Source organism: Dactylosporangium sp. NPDC005572 (assembly GCF_040605515.1).
Taxonomy (GTDB): Bacteria; Actinomycetota; Actinomycetes; order Mycobacteriales; family Micromonosporaceae; genus Dactylosporangium.
In genome coordinates this window covers 38277-55068 of the sequence record NZ_JBEXCY010000065.1, presented here as the reverse complement: position 1 = coordinate 55068, position 16792 = coordinate 38277, and the positions used below count along the sequence as shown (strand labels likewise).

The 16792-nt window shown below is 72.3% G+C and carries 13 protein-coding genes; all 13 read right to left on the bottom strand.

Going from position 1 to position 16792, the window contains the following annotated elements:
• Positions 1-70 precede the first annotated feature (70 nt).
• The 13 genes from ABZS66_RS28240 to ABZS66_RS28180 all read right to left on the bottom strand — a co-directional run bounded on the left by ABZS66_RS28240 (position 71) and on the right by ABZS66_RS28180 (position 16718).
• Positions 71-1189: a hypothetical protein gene (locus ABZS66_RS28240; RefSeq protein ID WP_354762756.1), complete on the bottom strand. Its 1119-nt coding sequence runs from the start codon at positions 1187-1189 to the stop codon at positions 71-73.
• A 42-nt stretch (positions 1190-1231) separates the two neighbouring features.
• Positions 1232-3301: a methyltransferase, FxLD system gene (gene fxlM / locus ABZS66_RS28235; protein WP_354762754.1), complete on the bottom strand. Its 2070-nt coding sequence runs from the start codon at positions 3299-3301 to the stop codon at positions 1232-1234.
• A gap of 69 nt (positions 3302-3370) precedes the next feature.
• Positions 3371-4636, bottom strand: a complete 1266-nt coding sequence (locus ABZS66_RS28230) for a lanthionine synthetase C family protein (RefSeq protein WP_354762752.1) — start codon at positions 4634-4636, stop codon at positions 3371-3373.
• Positions 4633-7635, bottom strand: coding sequence for a lantibiotic dehydratase (locus ABZS66_RS28225; protein WP_354762750.1), 3003 nt, complete (start codon positions 7633-7635; stop codon positions 4633-4635). Before ABZS66_RS28225 ends, ABZS66_RS28230 begins: the two co-directional genes overlap by 4 nt.
• A gap of 229 nt (positions 7636-7864) precedes the next feature.
• A complete protein-coding gene (locus tag ABZS66_RS28220) occupies positions 7865-8032 on the bottom strand; it encodes an FxLD family lanthipeptide (protein ID WP_354762748.1) in 168 nt (55 codons plus the stop codon).
• Positions 8033-8288: 256 nt separating this feature from the next.
• The gene (locus ABZS66_RS28215) at positions 8289-8963 is read right to left on the bottom strand and encodes a hypothetical protein (protein WP_354762746.1); all 675 of its coding nucleotides are present in this window, start codon (positions 8961-8963) and stop codon (positions 8289-8291) included.
• 728 nt (positions 8964-9691) lie between these two features.
• On the bottom strand, positions 9692-10480 hold the full coding sequence (locus ABZS66_RS28210; protein ID WP_354762744.1) for a hypothetical protein: 789 nt from the start codon (positions 10478-10480) through the stop codon (positions 9692-9694).
• Entirely contained in the window at positions 10477-11481 is a 1005-nt protein-coding gene (locus ABZS66_RS28205) for an SAM-dependent methyltransferase (RefSeq protein WP_354762742.1), read from the bottom strand. The genes ABZS66_RS28210 and ABZS66_RS28205 overlap by 4 nt, the downstream gene beginning before the upstream one ends.
• Before the next feature lie 196 nt (positions 11482-11677).
• Positions 11678-12289 (bottom strand): hypothetical protein, encoded by a 612-nt coding sequence (locus ABZS66_RS28200; protein ID WP_354762740.1) that lies wholly within the window; start codon positions 12287-12289, stop codon positions 11678-11680.
• Positions 12290-12372: 83 nt separating this feature from the next.
• Complete coding sequence (locus tag ABZS66_RS28195; RefSeq protein ID WP_354762738.1) at positions 12373-13164, bottom strand: hypothetical protein; 792 nt, start codon at positions 13162-13164, stop codon at positions 12373-12375.
• 193 nt (positions 13165-13357) lie between these two features.
• Complete coding sequence (locus ABZS66_RS28190; protein ID WP_354762736.1) at positions 13358-14350, bottom strand: hypothetical protein; 993 nt, start codon at positions 14348-14350, stop codon at positions 13358-13360.
• Complete coding sequence (locus tag ABZS66_RS28185) at positions 14347-15819, bottom strand: ATP-binding cassette domain-containing protein (RefSeq protein ID WP_354762734.1); 1473 nt, start codon at positions 15817-15819, stop codon at positions 14347-14349. Before ABZS66_RS28185 ends, ABZS66_RS28190 begins: the two co-directional genes overlap by 4 nt.
• Positions 15816-16718: a branched-chain amino acid ABC transporter permease gene (locus ABZS66_RS28180; protein ID WP_354762732.1), complete on the bottom strand. Its 903-nt coding sequence runs from the start codon at positions 16716-16718 to the stop codon at positions 15816-15818. Before ABZS66_RS28180 ends, ABZS66_RS28185 begins: the two co-directional genes overlap by 4 nt.
• Between the last annotated feature and the right edge of the window lie 74 nt (positions 16719-16792).

Genomic DNA, 16792 nt, shown 5'->3' with positions numbered 1-16792 from the left:
CGTTGTGGTGACCGATCCCTCAGCCCCAGAGCAGGGTCGATCGCGTTGGCGGCGCCGACGGCCCAACCGGTCAGCCGTCGCCTGATGACGCTGCCGCTTCGTTGCGACTGGCTATCGCCGCCAGGGGCTGTCGGCCCGCCGTAGCGAGGGTCCGGGCGGCGGTTGTCAGTGCGGCTCGCAGTCGCGGTTCGACGTCGGCGGGGATGGACCTTGCGTCGAGGCGGCTCGCGGCAACGACGCTGGCCAGTGCCGAGACGTGGTCGCCCGTCAGTTCATGTCGCGACTCGTTGTGCGTGAGCATTTCGCGGGCGGCGTAGCCGTCGCCGGTGTCGATGATTCGATCGGCCAGGCCACGTAGCAGGTCGGTCAGGTCGGTCAGGTTTGTGCGGCGGATGGCGGGTACGTCGGCAACGCTGAGCATGAGCCGGGTGTGGAACACGACAGTGGCCGGGCTGAACTCGAGCTGGCCGCAGCGGGTGATGAGTTCGTCGAGGCGCGTTGGGGCGGGTGGTAGGTCCGGCGGGCGGCAGTGTGCGGTGAGGCAGGCGGTGACGGCGTTTTCCCACGGTTCGCCCGGTGTGGTGGTGGCGAGCAGGTCCCAGGCCTGAGCACGGTCGCCGGTGGTGGTGGCGGCAATGACGGCGACCTGGCGGCCGTCGAGCATGCGGCTGCCGATGCCGTGTTGGCGGTGTAGGTGTTCGAGGGCGGTTTGCCAGTGGCCGTCGGTGGTGAGGGCGCGGGTGCCGTCGGCGAGGACGACGCGCCAGAGCCATTGGCGGACCTCGTCACGGTCGGTGGCGGTGACGGTGAGGTTGGCGGGGACGGTGAGCCCGTCGACGGTGACGGCATCGCCGCTGGTGACGGCGTCCTGGAGGCGCAGTAGCAACTGGTGGCCCTGACGGCCGCTGCCCGCACGGATGTGGAGGCGGGCGAGGTTGACGAGGGGTTCGAGGGTGCGAATGCCGTCCATGCCGGTGAGCGGGCAGTGCTCGAGGTAGAGGCGGGCGTGCCAGTGGCACCACTGGCGGGCGAGTTCGGGCAGGCCGAGGTCGGAGGCGATGAGGGCGGCCTGGTTGAACACCGTGGATGCTTCGCCCGGGTTAGCTTCCTGCTCGGCCCGGTCGGCGAGCTCGGTGAGCTGGCCGACGCGGGCGTCAAGCGGGAGGCAGACCGGACGGACGCGGGCCACGAGGGGGAACCGTCTGGCGATCGGTCCGTGCGGGTCCATTTGTCAGGTCCAGGCCACGACGATCGAGTTCTGCCGGCGGGGCAGGACGAACCGGCCGATGGCCGGGTCCGGGTCGGGCAGGGCGGTGGGCAGGGTGAACGCGACGGTCTTGGTCCGGTAGTGGGTGTCCCAGTGGCGGATCTGGTCGGCGGTCTCGTCGGCGAGGGTGTCACCGGCGGGCCCGTGCCCGATGACGCCCACCTCGTAGAGTTTCCCACGGTCCGGGGTGGGCCGGGCTGGCCGGATGGTGAGGTAGGCGAGGTCGGCGCCGCGGACGGTGGCCATGGAACCCCAGCCGAACGACGGCGTGACCAGGCAGCGTTCGACGGCCGGAGGTTGCACGTTCATGCGCATGAGGGCGTTGTCGAGAGTGCAGGCCAGCCACAGGTCCATCCACGCGAGGGGCTCGTCCGGCGGGAACAGCACGCCGGTCCACCGTTCGTGCCGTTTGGTGGCGATCACGCCGGTGAGGGCGGCCGGGTCGGCGGTCTGGTCCTGGTGAACCTGTAGCTGGATGGTGTGGTCGTCGGTGAGGTAGATGCGTTGGTCGCTGTCGTCGCCGATGCCGCGCAGGGGCATGAAGACCGCGATCTCGCTGTTGACGGCGTACCAGCCGTCGGCGTCGCGTTCAAAGGCGATGCAGCGGGTGGTGGTGCCGCGCAGGCGCAGCGGGACGAGGAGCCGGCCGCCGGGGGCGAGCTGGTTGAGCCAGGCGTCGGGGATCTGGTAGGCGCCGACGGTGGCGATCGCCCGCTGGTAGGGGGCGCTGGGGGCATGGCCGAGGGCACCGTCGCCGAGCACGACCTCGACGTTGGTCACGCCAGACATAGCGAGGTGGGCGCGAGCGACGCCCACGATGTCGTCATCGACGTCGACAGCAGTGACGTGTCCGTTGTCGCCGACGATGGCGGCCATGAGGGCGGCGTTGTAGCCGGTGCCGGCGCCGGCCTCGAAGACCTTGTGGCCGGGGTGAAGGTCGAGCTGCTCGAGCATGGTGGCGACGATGGTGGGCTGGCTCGCGGCGCTGATCGCCACCCCGTCAACGTTGTTCTTGGTGTAGACGGCATCATCCGCATACGCCTTCTCGACGGGCACCTGCGGGACGAACAGCTCGCGGCGCACAGCACGCAGAGCCGCGATGACGCGCTGGCTGCGGGCGGTGCCGTTGCGTTCGAGGCGGTCGACGAGGTCGCGACGCAGTTGATCAGCGGACAGTTCGCTGTGGCCAGCGCGGTCGGTGTGGTCGGTGTGGAGTGCCACGGGCGGTACCTTCCTGAGCGTCGGCGTGGACGGTTCGGTGTGAAATGCGACGTGCACCGCCAGATGGGCCAGGCTGGCCTGGTCGGTGAGGGACAGCCCGGCCCGGTTGGCCAGGAACAACAGGTGGTGTGCGAGCACCGCGCGAAGTCCGCGGAGCAGCTGACCCTGGTGGTGCAACTGGGCCAGGGCGCGGCCGGTGTCGGTCAGGGCGTCGAGCCAGGCGCCGGCGGTGTGAGGCTGGGCCAGGTCGGCGGCAAGGGTGGCGGGGGCGTGGCAAGCGACGAGCCGGTGCACCTTCGCAGCGAGCTCGCCGGTCCGGGCCAGGATCGCGGCGGGTGGTTCGGGGCGCAGTTCGGCGACCTGGTGCCAGACGTCGCCCTGCTCGAACTGGTCCAGTCCGGCTGCGCGGCACAGGACGCCGGCGGCGATGACGAACGTCTCGCGGGGGCCGAGCGCGGCTGGTTGGCCGGCCGGTTGGGCCGTCCGGGTGGTCTGGGTGGTGCGGTAGCGGCTGTCGGCGTGGAAGAGCCGGTGCGTGGCGTCCATCGCGGGCGGCCCGCCGAAGGCGTGCGTCTCGGGCTCGTAGATGCCGAGGGACCACCGGGTGAGCTGCCCGGCCCGTCGCAGGCCGTCGAGAATCTGGTCGATGCCGCTGATCACGGGTTGGTGGCCTCGGCAGCGCAGCAGCCAGGGCTCTTTGTTGAGGAACCACCAGTCGTGCAGGTGCCCGGCGGTGTGCGCAGCTTCCAGGGCCGGGGCGATCGCCTGGACGGCGGCCTGGTGGGTGGTATCGCGGTCAGGGAACAAGATCATGTACTGACGCCACGGCGGTATCAGGGTCACGATGGGCCTCCACTCCTGCAGTCGGGTGGTCTGGTTCGGTCAGGCGATGAGCAGGCAGCTGTCCCAGCCGGTGGCGGGTGGTCTGGTGGTGCCATGCAGGGCCAGGGCGATGCCGGCGGCGCCGTCGAGCAGCCCGGCACCGCGGTCCGGGTCGGCGAGCAGCGCCACCGCCGCCTGTACAGGGTTGGCCGGCGCGAGCGCTGCGTGCGAGATGAGGTCCGGCACGGCGGCGTTCAGCGCGTCGGCGGTGTCCGCCTGGGCGTCGGCGGCGGTGCGGGCAGCCAGGTAGGCCAGGCCGGCGAAACCGTGGCACAGCGACGGGTCGGTCGTGCTGGCCAACTGCTGGGCGTCGGTGACCGCGCCGACGAGCATGCGCTCAGCGTGTTGCTGGCGGGTGGCGTCGGCGAGGGCGAGGGCCGCGAGCTGTTGGGCGCGGGCGACGCCGGCGACGCCGTAGCACCATGACGGCCGCTGGGGCAGGGTGACGAGCGAGCGGCCGGCGCGGTCCTCGGCGGGGGTGATCCAGTAGGGCCAGTCGGTGCCGGTGTTCCAGCGGTCCAGCCACCCGCGGATGGTCCTGATCGCCGCGGTGTGGCCGGGCACGGTGATGCCGCGGTGTGCGGCGAGGGACAGCAGCGCGAGAGGTCCGGCGATGCCGTGCGCGACGCCGGTGTTGGCGTGCCCATCGGGGAATCGTGGATCGGGGCGGCCGGACGGTCCCGTGGGCACCCACCAGCCGGGTAGCTCCCCGCCGCCGTCGTCGTCGTGGCGGGGTTGGGTCAGCCGGACCAGATAGTCCAGGACGGCGGGCAGTAGGTCGGTGTCCGGGTTGCGGCGCAGCAGGTAGGCGCCGTATCCGGTCAGGCCGTGGATCGCGTCGAAGTCCGCCAGCCGGGCCGGACCGCCCGCGTCGAGGCGGGCGTTCGCTACGGCCAGCCGGTGCCGGATGTCGCGGTCGACCTGCTCATCCAGGGCGGCGAGGGCCAACTGATAGGCAGCGGGCCGGTGCTCGTGCGCGCAGCGCAACGCATGGGCCACCGCCGGGACGCCGTAGAACGGGTGACTATCGGCTCCGCCAGTCACCGGTCCACGGACGGTCGCGGTGAGCCAGGCGTCGGCGCGTTCCCAAGGCGCGAGGCCTGCGGCGGCCCGCTCGATGTGCAGCAACGCGACGCCAGGCATGCCGTGGGCGAGGGACTGCCGCCACCATGGCGCGGTCCACGTCGTGGCCGGCACGTCGTTGGGGTCAGCGAGTTGGTCGGCGATCGCGTCCGCGAACAGCAGCTCGTGGTTGCCAGCGTTCATCGGGCACCGCCGAGATGGCGGTGCTGCCAGGCCAGCGCGGCGGAGCGGGCCAGGTGCAGGCAGATGGCCTCCTCGGCGAAGTCGATGCCGACGGCTTGGACGAACGTGACGTGCAGCAGCGAGCCGAGCACGTCGTCCACGTCAACCCCGACCGTGTGCGGGCTGGGGAACCGCTCGCGGTAGTCGGCTAGGGCGTGGTCCCGCTCCATCCAGGCGTCGACGATCGCGGCGCCGCCGGGCTCGGCGTGCAGCGCCGCCCAGCCGCCGTCCGGGTCGGCGAGCGTGACCGCTTCGGCGAATTCCGGCCGGGGTACCCGGGCGGGCGTGGCGGCGGGGATGTGGTTGACGAGCCAGCGCATCCCGGCGTTGACGCTGCCGGTGAACGCGGTGGCGATCGCCACGGTGTGGGCGGCGACCAGGGCTCGGCGACCCGGGCGGGCCGGCTGGCACAGCTGGGCCAGTACCGCGCGGGAGCCGGCGCGGAACACCGCCTCCGCCGCCTGCCAGGCCGGCCCGTCACCCCATCGGCCGTACTCCGGGCTCCACGTCGGCAGCCGGAGATCCCGCACCAGACCGGCGCCGCGTAGTTCGTCGGCCCACTCCGCGATGACGGCGGCGACCGGGCCGAAGTCGTCGGGGTCGGCCAGGCCGACCCGCAGCCGCAGGTGGTGGTCCGGGTCGCGATACCGCATGTACCACCAGGGCCGCCCGTCGAGCCGGTCCAGTAACTGCGGCGCATACGATGTCAGCAGGGTGTCCTGGCGTCGCGGGTCGCCGTAGAGGCTGGCCAGCAGCACCGGCGCCCGGGCTGGGCTATACACCTGGGCGGACCGTACGACCCTGCCGGGGTCGGGTGCGGGCAGCCGTGGCCAGCGCGGCGCCGTGGTGGCGGTGAGGGGCACGATGAGCTCGTGGCCGCGCCCGCCGCACCAGCCGCTGGCCGCCCGTGCTGGCGCGGCGGTCAGTACCGCATGCTGGGCGCCGGCGAGGTGCTCGCGCAGCAGGACGCGGTGGCTCGGCTCGTCCAGGTCGAGCGGCAGCCGCTGATCTCCCTCAACCAGGGCGACCAGGCTGGGCAGCCGCCGACGCTCGCGCCATGCGGCGAACGCCGTGTCCCACTCCGGCCAGGGCCGGTCGCGGGACGGCAGTTCGGCGCGTTCCAGACGCCATCGTGCTGGCGAGACCGTGACGCGGCCGCAGCGCAGGGCGGGCAGGAACGGCAGCGTCCGGGCAATGCCCCAGTCGAACGCGGTCACCTGTGCGGTGTTGGCCCGGGCCAGCTCGATCAGGAACCGTGCCAGTGGCGGGGTGTGCGTGTCGAGGTTGAGCGCGTGCAGTCCCACTGCTTCGACGCGCACGCCGAGCTTCGGCACGGCCAGATACAGCCGCCGCCCGTCGCAACCCACCGCCAGGTCGGCCAGCGTAAGCACGCCCGGCCCTGGCGGGCGGTGTTCACCGACGCTGATCACCAGCGGCAGCACCTGCGGCGTCCTGGTCACATGCGCAGTGGCCGGATCCAGCGGCGCGAACGACAGCTGCGCCACCACTGTCTGCTCGTCGGCGCCGGGTAGCCCGGCCAGGCACTCGCTGAGCGCGTCCCGGCCGGCCGGTTCCAGTGCGGTGAGGAACCGGCCGGTGAGCACGCCGGCGCCGCGTGACACCGACAGCACCTCGACTGTGAACCGGCCGCGGCGTAGCGCGTCGATGTCGTCGGCGTCGACCCGCACCGCGACCTCCAGGTGTGGCGGCAGCCGCCGACCAACCCGCAGGTGCGGCGGCATACCGGCCTCGTCCGGGCTGAGCTCCAACTGGGCGATCAGCGCCTCGTCCAGGACGACCTCCTGCGCGCCGTCCAGCGCGGCGCGCTGCGCCAGGGCCAGCAGCTGCTCGTCGCGGACCGAGCCCGGCAGCGGCCGCTCCGGATACTCCGCGCCCGGGTAGCCGTCGGGGAGCCCGGCACCGCTGTCGCTGACCGCCTCGAGGACCGGCACCAGGGTCCCGATGCCGTAGCGCTCGTAGAACCGGTTGTGCCACGCCTTCCACCCGGGCGTGCCGAACGGCCGCGCGGACAGCCGGGCCAGCACCCACGCCGCACGGGCCGCCTCGTCAGCGACCTGCGGCGGCAGCGTGAGCGTGGTGCCCAGCCGCAGGTCGACCGCCAGCGGCTGGACGTCTGGATCCCCGCATACCGTCCGCATCCGCTCGGCGAGCCCGACGCAGTGCCGCGGGGACAGAGCGGGCGTCGCGCGCAGCTCGGCCAGGCCGGCCGCAATGTCGTGCAGGCCGTCGACGAGCTCGGCGATGGCAGTGATGTCCGCGGCCCGCGCCTCGCCCAGGACCGCGAGCAAGTGCTCCAGGGCGTCGGTCTCAGTGCTCGGGGCGTGCAACGCCGAGACCAGCACCCCACGGTGCACCAGCTCCCGGAGCAACCCGGCGACCCGCTCCCCGCTCGTCGTCGGAAACTCGCCAAGGATCTTCGCCTGCACGTCGGCGACCTGGATCGGTGCAGCCCCTGCGACTACGGCCAGCTGCACCCATTTGGTGTAGGCCAGGGACTGTTCCACGGCACGGTGCGCGGCGTTCGGATGTTGCTGATAGGGCACCACGAGACGGTCGCCGCGCACGAACACGCTGGTGTTGGTGAGCACCGGCAACCGGTCCAGCAGCTGCTGGCAGGACTCCAGCCGCCGAATCACTGCCGTCAGCCACGACGCATCCGGCCGCACCACTGGCTGATCCCGATCCTGCCAGCCCGCCGACACTTCGGCGGCGAACGATACCGCGGCCACGCCGGAGAACCAGCCGAACGGAGTCGCCCGGTTGGCCGCCCGCTGCAGATACCGCATCACGGCCAGCACCGCGCGCCGGACGTCCCGCGGCGCGGGATCGGCTGTCACACAGAGCGTGCGGACGTGACGGGCCAGCACGGGACTGGCGTGCTCGACCGCGCCGGCCAGGTCTTCACGCGACCACACTGCACGCAACCAGCTCACCAACATAGGATCACCGGCCACGATCCGAGGCGCGTCCGGCAGCCGCGGCAGGTTCCAAGGTCTACTGGTCGTGGCACGCAACAGCGCCACCCCGTGCGAACGAAACCGCGGATCACGCCGCGACATGACAGACGCCCTTCTACTCATCAGCGGGAAGGGCCGGCGGCCCCATCGGCGACCTGCCGTTGGGACCGCCAGCCAGTGCGGGGAACGGGCTGCGGTCAGGAGCTTCCGGTCAGGGTGCGCCGGTCACGCAGGCGCCGCAGGTGCTGCCGCACCCGTCGTTCGTCACGTTGATCATGCTGCCCGGATCGGTCAGTTCGACGATGGTGACGTCGAGGTCGAAACCGTCGCCGGGGTCGGTGACGGCCGGCGTGTGGGGTGCCGACGGTTGGGGTGCCATGCTCGTCCTCCTTCGAGTCACCTCGCGCCACGATGGCGCGAGGGTTACTGCCGGCGATCCGGCCAAGAGGCGGGTCGCCGCTGCCGCCGTGACCAGGGCCGAATCTGGCTGCGGCGGAAGTCTCGGGTACGGGCGGGTTGTGCGTAGGTCAGCGGCAAGCGATCGCTCGCTGGGCGGCCACGAGGTCGCCGGACGCGGTGGCCGCAGATCCGACGCACGAGGCATGTCATCGATGTAGGGCCAGGACCGTACTCAGTCATCGTGGGCTCGCCGCGGCCATCGCCAGGGGTGGCAGCGGCACCGTCAGGGCGTAGCGGCCCCAGTCGCTGCTGACCGCCCGACGCTGCACGCCGAAGCGGCCCAGCATCCCGTCGTCAACCAGCAGGTTGAGGTGTCCACGCAGCGTCTTAGGCCGGACTCTGGCCGCGACCGCTACCTCTGCGGCGATGGCGTTCAGGTCCACGATCAGAGTGCCCCGGCGGGGGGCGGCACGGGCAAGTGCTGCGGCGACCAGCCATCCGCCTCTGCTGGGACGCAGCCGCCTGGCTGCGAACTCCCACGCGTCGGCGTACTGCTCCGCGGTGTCAATCGGGTGACCGACGGAGACGTTGAGAACGTCGGCGAGGACCCCGTTGCCGACGACCAAGCGCCGCTCACTGCTCGTGTCACCCGCATGCAGGACGACGGCCCACGGCCACCGTCGCTCGGCCTCCGCCACGAGGTCTGGCGGCCCGTGCCGGTCAAGCCAGCCAGGGAACTGCCGTGGCTCGCTGGTCTTCAGGCGTTCCGGCTCGGCCGGCGCAGCCTTCTCCGCCGGATCCCACGCATCCGCGGGCTCCGTCCGGTCTCCGACTCGCTGTGCGAGGCGCACCGAACCGTCCTGGCTGTCCGGGCCGTCCGGCGCTGCACTCGACCACGCCGTGGCAGTCATTTCGCGTCCGTGGCGGACAGGGGATCAAACCGCCAGGTATGCCGTGGCAAGGCGAGCCGTGTAGGGCGTTTCAACCGGAAGAACCTTTCTCGAAGGGGCCTGGAACTCGGGGCTGGATCGGGCGGTGTCGCTCGCCCACGTCGCCGGCGGCGCTCCAGCGATGGCGGTGCTGTGGCCTGACCTCACGCCGACGGCGCGGCTGCTGGCCCGGCCCGTGGTCCACAGGTGAGTGCGTCGGACCGGGGAAGTGCCGTCCGGGGACGCTGCTGGCGGTGCGGCGAACGAGTCCCAGACGCGCAGGCTGATGTACTCGACCCCCGCGTGGGCTGGATCGGCTGGCGCGCTGGTCAGGGCGGCAGCGAACCGTTCAAGGAGCTGTCTCGGGCTGGCATCGGATGGCTCCGTGTGTCCGGGCAGTGCGGTAGGAGTCGGCCCGAGGGTAGTCAGGGCAGATGGCGTCGTGGCGTGATCGCCAACCCCGGCTGTGAGGGCGACCGTGGCGAGGACAGCGAACATGGCCCCGGCAGCGGCGCGGGCGAACGGTCGGCGCGGCGAGGGCGACGGCCGCTGGCTGGCCGGGTGGCCTCGCCCATCGATGCGGTCGGTGTTACGGCCGTCCCGTTCGTGGTCGGAGTGGTCCATCAATCTCCTGGTGGGCTTCGGTGTGCTGGTCCCAGCCGGTTCGCTGGTCGCGGGCCTCGACATGGCGAGAGCACGGGCTGAGCGGGTCATGGCAGCAACATGGCGCGGTCGATGGGCAACACGGCGGCCGCGGGAGCCGACCGCCGGCGGTACCGGGCTCCGCGTTGATGGGGGCAGACGAGGTCGTGCGCACGGCTGGCGTCGTCGAGGACGGCTGCGGCATGCCGCCGCTCGCCGAGCCGTGCTGGTGTGCCGGGGGGCGGTAGGGCCGGTTCGGCATCGCGAAAGCGCCGGCGAGCCTCTTCGCGGCGGCCGCAAGCAGCCAGCATCGCCGTCAGCCGGTAGAGGAGGAACAGGCCGGTCCGGTCGGTTGGGTCGTGGTCGAGTTGCCAGGAGTCCCAGACGGCCGTCAGGTGGGCAACTGCCTCGGAGCAGCGACCGGCGGCGTGCGCCGCAAGGTCGGCTTGTGCTCCGGCGCGGCAGGCGCCGTCGAGATCGGTGCGGCACAGCGCGGCGACGACGGCGCTGTACGCGTCGTAGGCCTCGAGGTGTTCGCCCCGGGCGGTGTGCACCTGCGCGAGCAGACGCGCCGCGCGCAGTGCTGTCGGGTGCTGCCAGCCGTGCAGTGTCGTGGCTGTTGTGTGCGCGTAGCGGCACCACTGCACCGCGGCGTGCGGCGCATCGTGGTCGCGGATACGTTGCGCTGCCCACAGCAGCGCCGTATCGACCAGGAACCGGTCGGCAGGTGCGGAGTCCGGGTCGTGCGGGCCGAGCAGAGGGGCGAGGGCGGCGACGGCTGCGTCCTGTTTGCCTGTGAGTACGGCGGCCTTCGCCCGCAGGATGGTGGCGCCATCGCGGCGCGGCGTCCTGATCACGGCTGCGGGCCCAGCCGCGTGGCCGGATTGGCCGGCGACGCGGAGGGCACCACGACGGTCGACGCGGACCCGGGCTTTGGGGCGGTGCGGGCCACCATGCCGTAGCAGGCGACGTCCTCGTCCCGAACGTACCGAAGCTGCTGATGGTCGTCGTGGTAGGGCCGCCACTGGGAGACCGACATCAACTGCTCTCCGGACCGGTCGATCGGCGTGGTGGTGCCCGCTGCACGGTCCGGTATTGAGGGGTCCGGGTCGACAAGGTGCAGTCCCGCGACAAGCCCGGCAATCTCCTCGCGGGAGCGCGGCTGGTACCGCGTCTCGTTGCCGCGCTGCAGCTGGGGTGCCTGGGCCGCAGCGTCGGCGCTCCAGAAATCGGCGGTGCCGTGGCTGAGCACGACGTAACTGCCGGGTGCGAGCGCGCCGAGCAGCTCGGCGACCGCGTGGGTTGCCTCGTCGTCGCGCAGGAAGTGCAGGACGGCCACCAGCAGTAGCCCGACCGGCCGGGTCAGGTCGACGGTGCGGTGCAGGTCAGGGTGGTGCAGGATCGACCCTGGGTCGCGCAGATCGGCGTCGAGGTAGGCCGTTGCGCCCTGCGGGTGGCTCGTGAGCAGTGCCCGGGCGTGGGCGAGCACGATCGGGTCGTTGTCGACGTAGACAATCCGGCTGTCCGGGGCGACCTCCTGCGCGATTTCGTGGGTGTTCGGCGACAGCGGGATACCGACGCCGATGTCGAGGAACTGCCGGATCCCGGCGATGCCGGCCAGGTAGGCGACGGTGCGGTGCAGGAACCGGCGGTTTTCGAGCGCGGCGGTCCGCACCGTGGGGAACACTGCTGCGATGTTGTCGCCGGATTCGCGGTCGGCGGCGAAGTTGTCCTTGCCGCCCAGCCAGTAGTTGTACCGTCGGGCGGGGTGGGCGGTGGTCGTGTCGATCCGCTGCAGTGGCGTTGCGTGCTCGCCGCGGTGTGGGGCCGGTTCGGGCGCGGTCTCGTGCTGACTCATCGGTGCGTCCTGTCATACGTTTGGGCGGGTCGCGCTGCGCCGGCGAGCATCCGGTCGAAGGTGCGCGGTGTGGCCGAACTGGCGGCTGGTCTCGTCGTGCACGCGTCCGGGGCGTGCACGACGGTGGCACCACCCAGCTCGGCGGTCGGCGGGCGGAGGTCGGCGAGCCGGCCTCGGGAGTATCCGAGGTTCATGGTCAGGCCCCGCTGCCGCCGCTGGCCGGGTCGGTGAAGCGGGTGGGCTGCGGTTCGCGGCGCATCGGCCACCACGGCGTCCCGTTCGGGAGCCGACCACCCGGGCCACCCCGGCCACCCGCGCCGCCCGGCCCACTGGTGTAGCCAAGGCGGCGCATCAGCCACCGCGTGGCGGGATCGAGCGCCAACGCGTGTCCGGTCAGCCGTCGAGCGTCGAGCTGCTGGTGGTGCCTGCGCAGCAGCGTCCACACGCGCAGCGGGCTGATCACGTCGTTTCTGGCGGCAATGACCAACAGCAGGTGCCCATCGCAGGACCGCGCGGATGCGTGCAGAATCGCTTCCAGGACTGCGCAGCGTCCGGCGTAGGCCGCATCGACGCTGCCGCGGCGCAACGACGCCAACGACGGAAGCCGCCCCTGACCGTTGGCAGCGGCCCAGACGGCAACGGCTGACCGGTCATCGAACATGTCCACCACTCCCCCGCGTTCGAGGAGATGCTCGACGAGCAGCGTCAGGTCGGTGGTGAGTTGGTTGCCGGTGGCCGTGTCCGGCGCCAGCCAGCCCATCACCCGGTGACCGGCCAGGTGCTCACGGATGGTGTCGGCGGCCAGCATGGCGTTGCTTCGGCCAGGTGTGAGGGTCACAATGTTCGCGAATCCGCTGACCAGCTGGGCCGTGGTGAGCCGTATTGATGTGCTCATGCGCCGGTCCAGCCGGTTCGCGGCGTGACCAAGCCGACCATTCTCGACGTCGTCGCACTGTTTGGCGGGCGGACGAGCCACTGCACGGCGAGTCCGGCGACAATGGGATCGACGTGGTGCGGCTGGTACCCGGCCGTCGTGTACAGCTGCTGCCCGGCAGGGTCGATGGCGACAGCGACCGCGGGAGCGTGCGAAGCGTCGAGCGTCACGTGCTGCTGGGCGAGCAGCTTCCGGGCGACACCGTCGTGGCGCGAGTTGGGGTCGACACCCAATGCCAGCAGGAACGCTGCCCCCGGCCGCGGCGGATGCTCGCGGGACGGCACGGCCGGGGGCAGCAGTCTGGTGAGGTCGCCGGCCCGTACGGCAGGCCGCAGCACCGTAGCCAACGCGGCGAGCACGGTGCCTCCGGCGTCGCTCAGCACGGACGGACCAGGGGCGGGGCGGACAGGATCGAGCGCGGCGAGGGCGCGACTGAACACGGTGTCGACGACGGCGAGGTCGATGTCGGCGTCCTGAGGCGTTCGCACCGACACGGTGGTCGCCACGCCGGCCGGCAGCCAGATTGCCGCCCCGGCGGCGTCGCTGCGCAGGTGCACGATGCCGTGGTTGACGGCCTCGGCGGCTAGGGCCGCGAAGACCCGATGCAGCAACTGTTTGCGGGCGGCGCGACCAGGTGCCAGCACTGCGCCGACGGCGGTATCGGTGAGCGCTGCAGCGAGGATGGAACCGACGACGGAGGCGTCGTCCAACCGTGCGACCTGCACGGCCGTGCTCGACGGCCGGTTCACCGGTGCTGCCCTGCAGCGAGCCCTGCTGATGGCGCCGCGGCGTTTGCCGCTCGCAGGGGTGCCGACGTGTCAGCGAATGCCGCACCGAGCGTGTCGGCGGGGGCTGCGAGGTCGGTCGCGCTGGCTGCCGCCACGCGGCGGATGCCGCCCGGCGCTGAGGCCGTCGCTGCTGGCCGCGGTGGGTGTGTGCTGGTCATGGCAACAGCTCCTGCCAGGGGCAGGCCCGGTTGTGCGGGTGGAGCGTGGGACTTGTGCTGCGCCACCAGCCTCGAGTGAGTTGCCGGAGTCGGGCGACGCTGTTGCCGAGCCGGGTTGAGCGGGGTGCGCCGCGGCAGAGTCTGGCGTGGCGGCGGTCCGGTTCGGTGAGCCAGTCGACGCTGAGTCGAGCCGGTGTGCGGATGTCCGGGCTGACGGGTGTGCGGTAGGCCCGCCATGCCTGCGCGATGCGGCGGGCCGCTGCATCGTGCTGGCCGCAGGCGTCGAGCATCGCCGCCAGTTGCAGCAGCATGGTGATGCTGTCGAGATCGGCGTCACCGTACTGTTGCCGCCACTGCTGCCACGTCCGGGTGAGGCCGGTGATCGCGGCGCTGCACTGTCCAGCGGCGTGCTGGGCGATCGCAAGGTCCGCGCGGGCGGCGAGTACGCCTGCATGGGCACGGCCGTTTCGGCTGGTGAGCTGCTCGACGATCTGCTGTCGCAGCTCGATCGCGGCATTGTCGAGGCGGTAGGCGGCCAGGACCCGAGCGAGGGTTCGGGCGGCGTGGATCGTGTGCTCGTCATCGGCGCCGAATGCGGCGGTGGCGGCTTGGTGGGCGCGGCGGGCCCATCGCAGGCTTCGCCAGTCGCCGTGCTCGTGCACGTCAAGTGTGTCGGCGTACAGCATGGCCGCCGTAATCAGGTCGGCTGGCGGCGAGGCCATGTCGAGGTCAGCGCCGAGCAGCGCGAACCGCAGCAAGGCCAGGGCCGGTTGGCGGTGGCCTTGCGCCAGCTGGGTCTGGGCCAGCGTGGTCAGTGATCGGGTCGCGCACGTTGGCACCTGCCCGGACGTGCGATCCGGTGGTGCTGGCGGCTGGCTGCTGATCATCGCGGGTCTCCGTCCTGCCGTGGACGTTGCTGCGCTGGCGCTGGCGCTGGCATCGGCTCGGTTGATGGCGGGCGTTGGCGCTGCGGCGTGCTCGGCGTTCATGGCGCCTCCGTTGTGAGGCCGGCCAACCCGGCGAGTTGGTTGCGCAGTTCGGGCTCGTCGTATTCGGCTGTGTCCACGCTCAGCGCGACTCGGCCGTGGTCGAGGACTTCGATCTGGTCGGCGAGCCGCGCGACCAGGTGCAGGTGCTGTTCGGCCAGCAGCACGGCGATCCCGGCCTCGGCGAGGACACCGACTGCCGCTGCGAGCTCTGCGACGATGGCCGGGGCTAATCCTTCGCTCGGTTCGTCGAGTAGCAGCAACCGTGGGCCGGTGAGGACCGCCCGAGCGATGGCGAGCATCTGCTGCTCGCCGCCGGACAGCTGCCCGGCCCGATGCCCGAGCCGCTCCCGCAGCCGCGGGAACAGTGCGACGACGTCCGCGACGCTCCACCGGCGCGGCGCCTGCCCGGCGGGCGGTCGGGTGGCGGCGCTGTGCAGGTGTTCGGCGACGGTCAGGCCGGTGAACAGGCGGCGGTGTTGCGGGACGATCGCGATGCCGAGGGCGGCCGCGCCGCCCGGCTCGCGGGGCACGGGCTGGCCGGCCAGATGCACGCTGTGCGGGGTGCGGGCACGGTGCAGGCCGGCGATGCTGGTGAGCAGGGTCGATTTGCCGGCGCCGTTGCGGCCGAGCACACCCACGATCTCGCCACCGCTGATGTGCAGCGCGATCTTGTGCAGCACCGGCGCGCCGCCGTGGTGCGCGTCCAGTCCCACCACAGTCAACACCTGGGCTCCCGTCGTGGCGTGGCGGGTGGTGCGGGGCTGGGCAGGGTCCGTGGCGCCGAGGTATGCCTCCTGCACCGCGGCGTCGGCCCGGATTATTGCCGGGTCCGCGGTGCGCAGGTGCCGGCCGAGATCCAGGACGGTGACGGTGGTCGCGACCCGCCAGACAAGGTCGAGGCGGTGGTCGATGAGCAGCACGGTGACGTGGCCGGGCAGGCCGGCCAGCAACCGCGCGAGCCGGTCGACGTCGGCCTGGTCAAGGCCCGCGGAGGGTTCGTCGAGCAGCAGCAGCCGGGGGCGGCGCGCGAGGACGGTGGCCAGTTCGAGGACCCGCTGCTGGCCGTACGGCAGCTGCCCGGCGGGCCGGTCGGCGTTCGGGAGCAGCCCGGCCTCGTCGAGCACGGCGGCCACCCGATCACGTCGCCCGGCCCGTGCGGGGACGGCCAGCGCGACGGTTTCAGCGACGGTGAGCGGTGCGGGGACGGCCGGGTGCTGGTAGGTCCGGCCGATCCCGGCCCGGGCCCGCCGGGCAACGCCGTGCCGCGTGACGGCACGACCGTCGACGACGATCCGGCCGCCGCTCGGGCGGACCGTGCCGGCGATCAGGTTGACCAAGGTGGTCTTGCCGGCCCCGTTCGGACCGATGACCGCGTGCCTGGCCCCGGCCTCGACGGTGAGGGTAAGGCCGTCGAGCGCGGTCAGGCCACCGTACCGGCGAGTCAGCTCGTGCAGCTCCAGCATCGTCATGCCTCCGCCTCGGGTGATGCCGGCGCGCGGCGGCGTAGCCGGGCGGCGGCCGGACGGGTATAGGCGACGAAGAGGAGCAGCCCGCCGAGCAGTGCGATGCCGTGGCCGCCCGGGATCGCGGCCCCGGCCAGGTCCCGGGTGGCGACGACGGCAACAGCGCCAGCCACTGCGCCCCACATGCGGCCGGCGCCGAGCGCAGCGGCGAGCAGCGCCATCGTCGCCATGTCGAAGCCGAAGTCGGCGGGGCTGATGTAGCGGTGCGCGGCGATCAAGAGTGCCCCGCCGGCGCCCGCGATCGCGCCGGCGATGACGTAGCCGGCGGTGAGCTCGGCGATAACGGCGTGGCCGAGCGCGGCCATCCGCGGCTCGTGGGCGGCGCAGCCGCGCAGCAGCAGCCCCAGCCGGGAGCGCAGCAGCCACCACACGCCGACGCAGGCGACGGCGAAGACGGCCAGGGCGTACCAGTACAGGTAGCCGTCGAGCGTCAACGGGGCCAGACCGGGCAGGGTGATCGGGGCGACGCTGACGCCCTCGTCACCGCCGGTGACAGCCCTCCATTTGCTCGCCGTGGTGACGGCGAGCTGGCCGATGGTGAAGGTCACCATGAGAAACACCGGGCCGCGGGTACACAGCGCCAGCGGCGCCGTGACGGCCGCGGCTGCGGCGGCGGCCGCGACCGCGGCCGCGAGCTGGGCCAGACCGGAGCTGATACCGGCCTGGGCGAGCAGCACGGCGGTGTAGGCGCCGACGCCGAGGTAGGCGGTCTGGCCCATGGTCGGCAGCCCGGCCACGCCGGTGAGTACCTGGGTGCTCATTGCCAGCAGCGCGAGGATGATCGCGTTGGTGGCGAGGCTGACGGTGTAGGCGTCCAGCAGCAGTGGAAGGGCGGCGGCGAGCATCCCGGCTGCGGCGAGTATGGCCGCCCGGCCAACGCTGCCGCCTCGGGCGCTGCTGTCGCGAAGTCTGCGTTGGG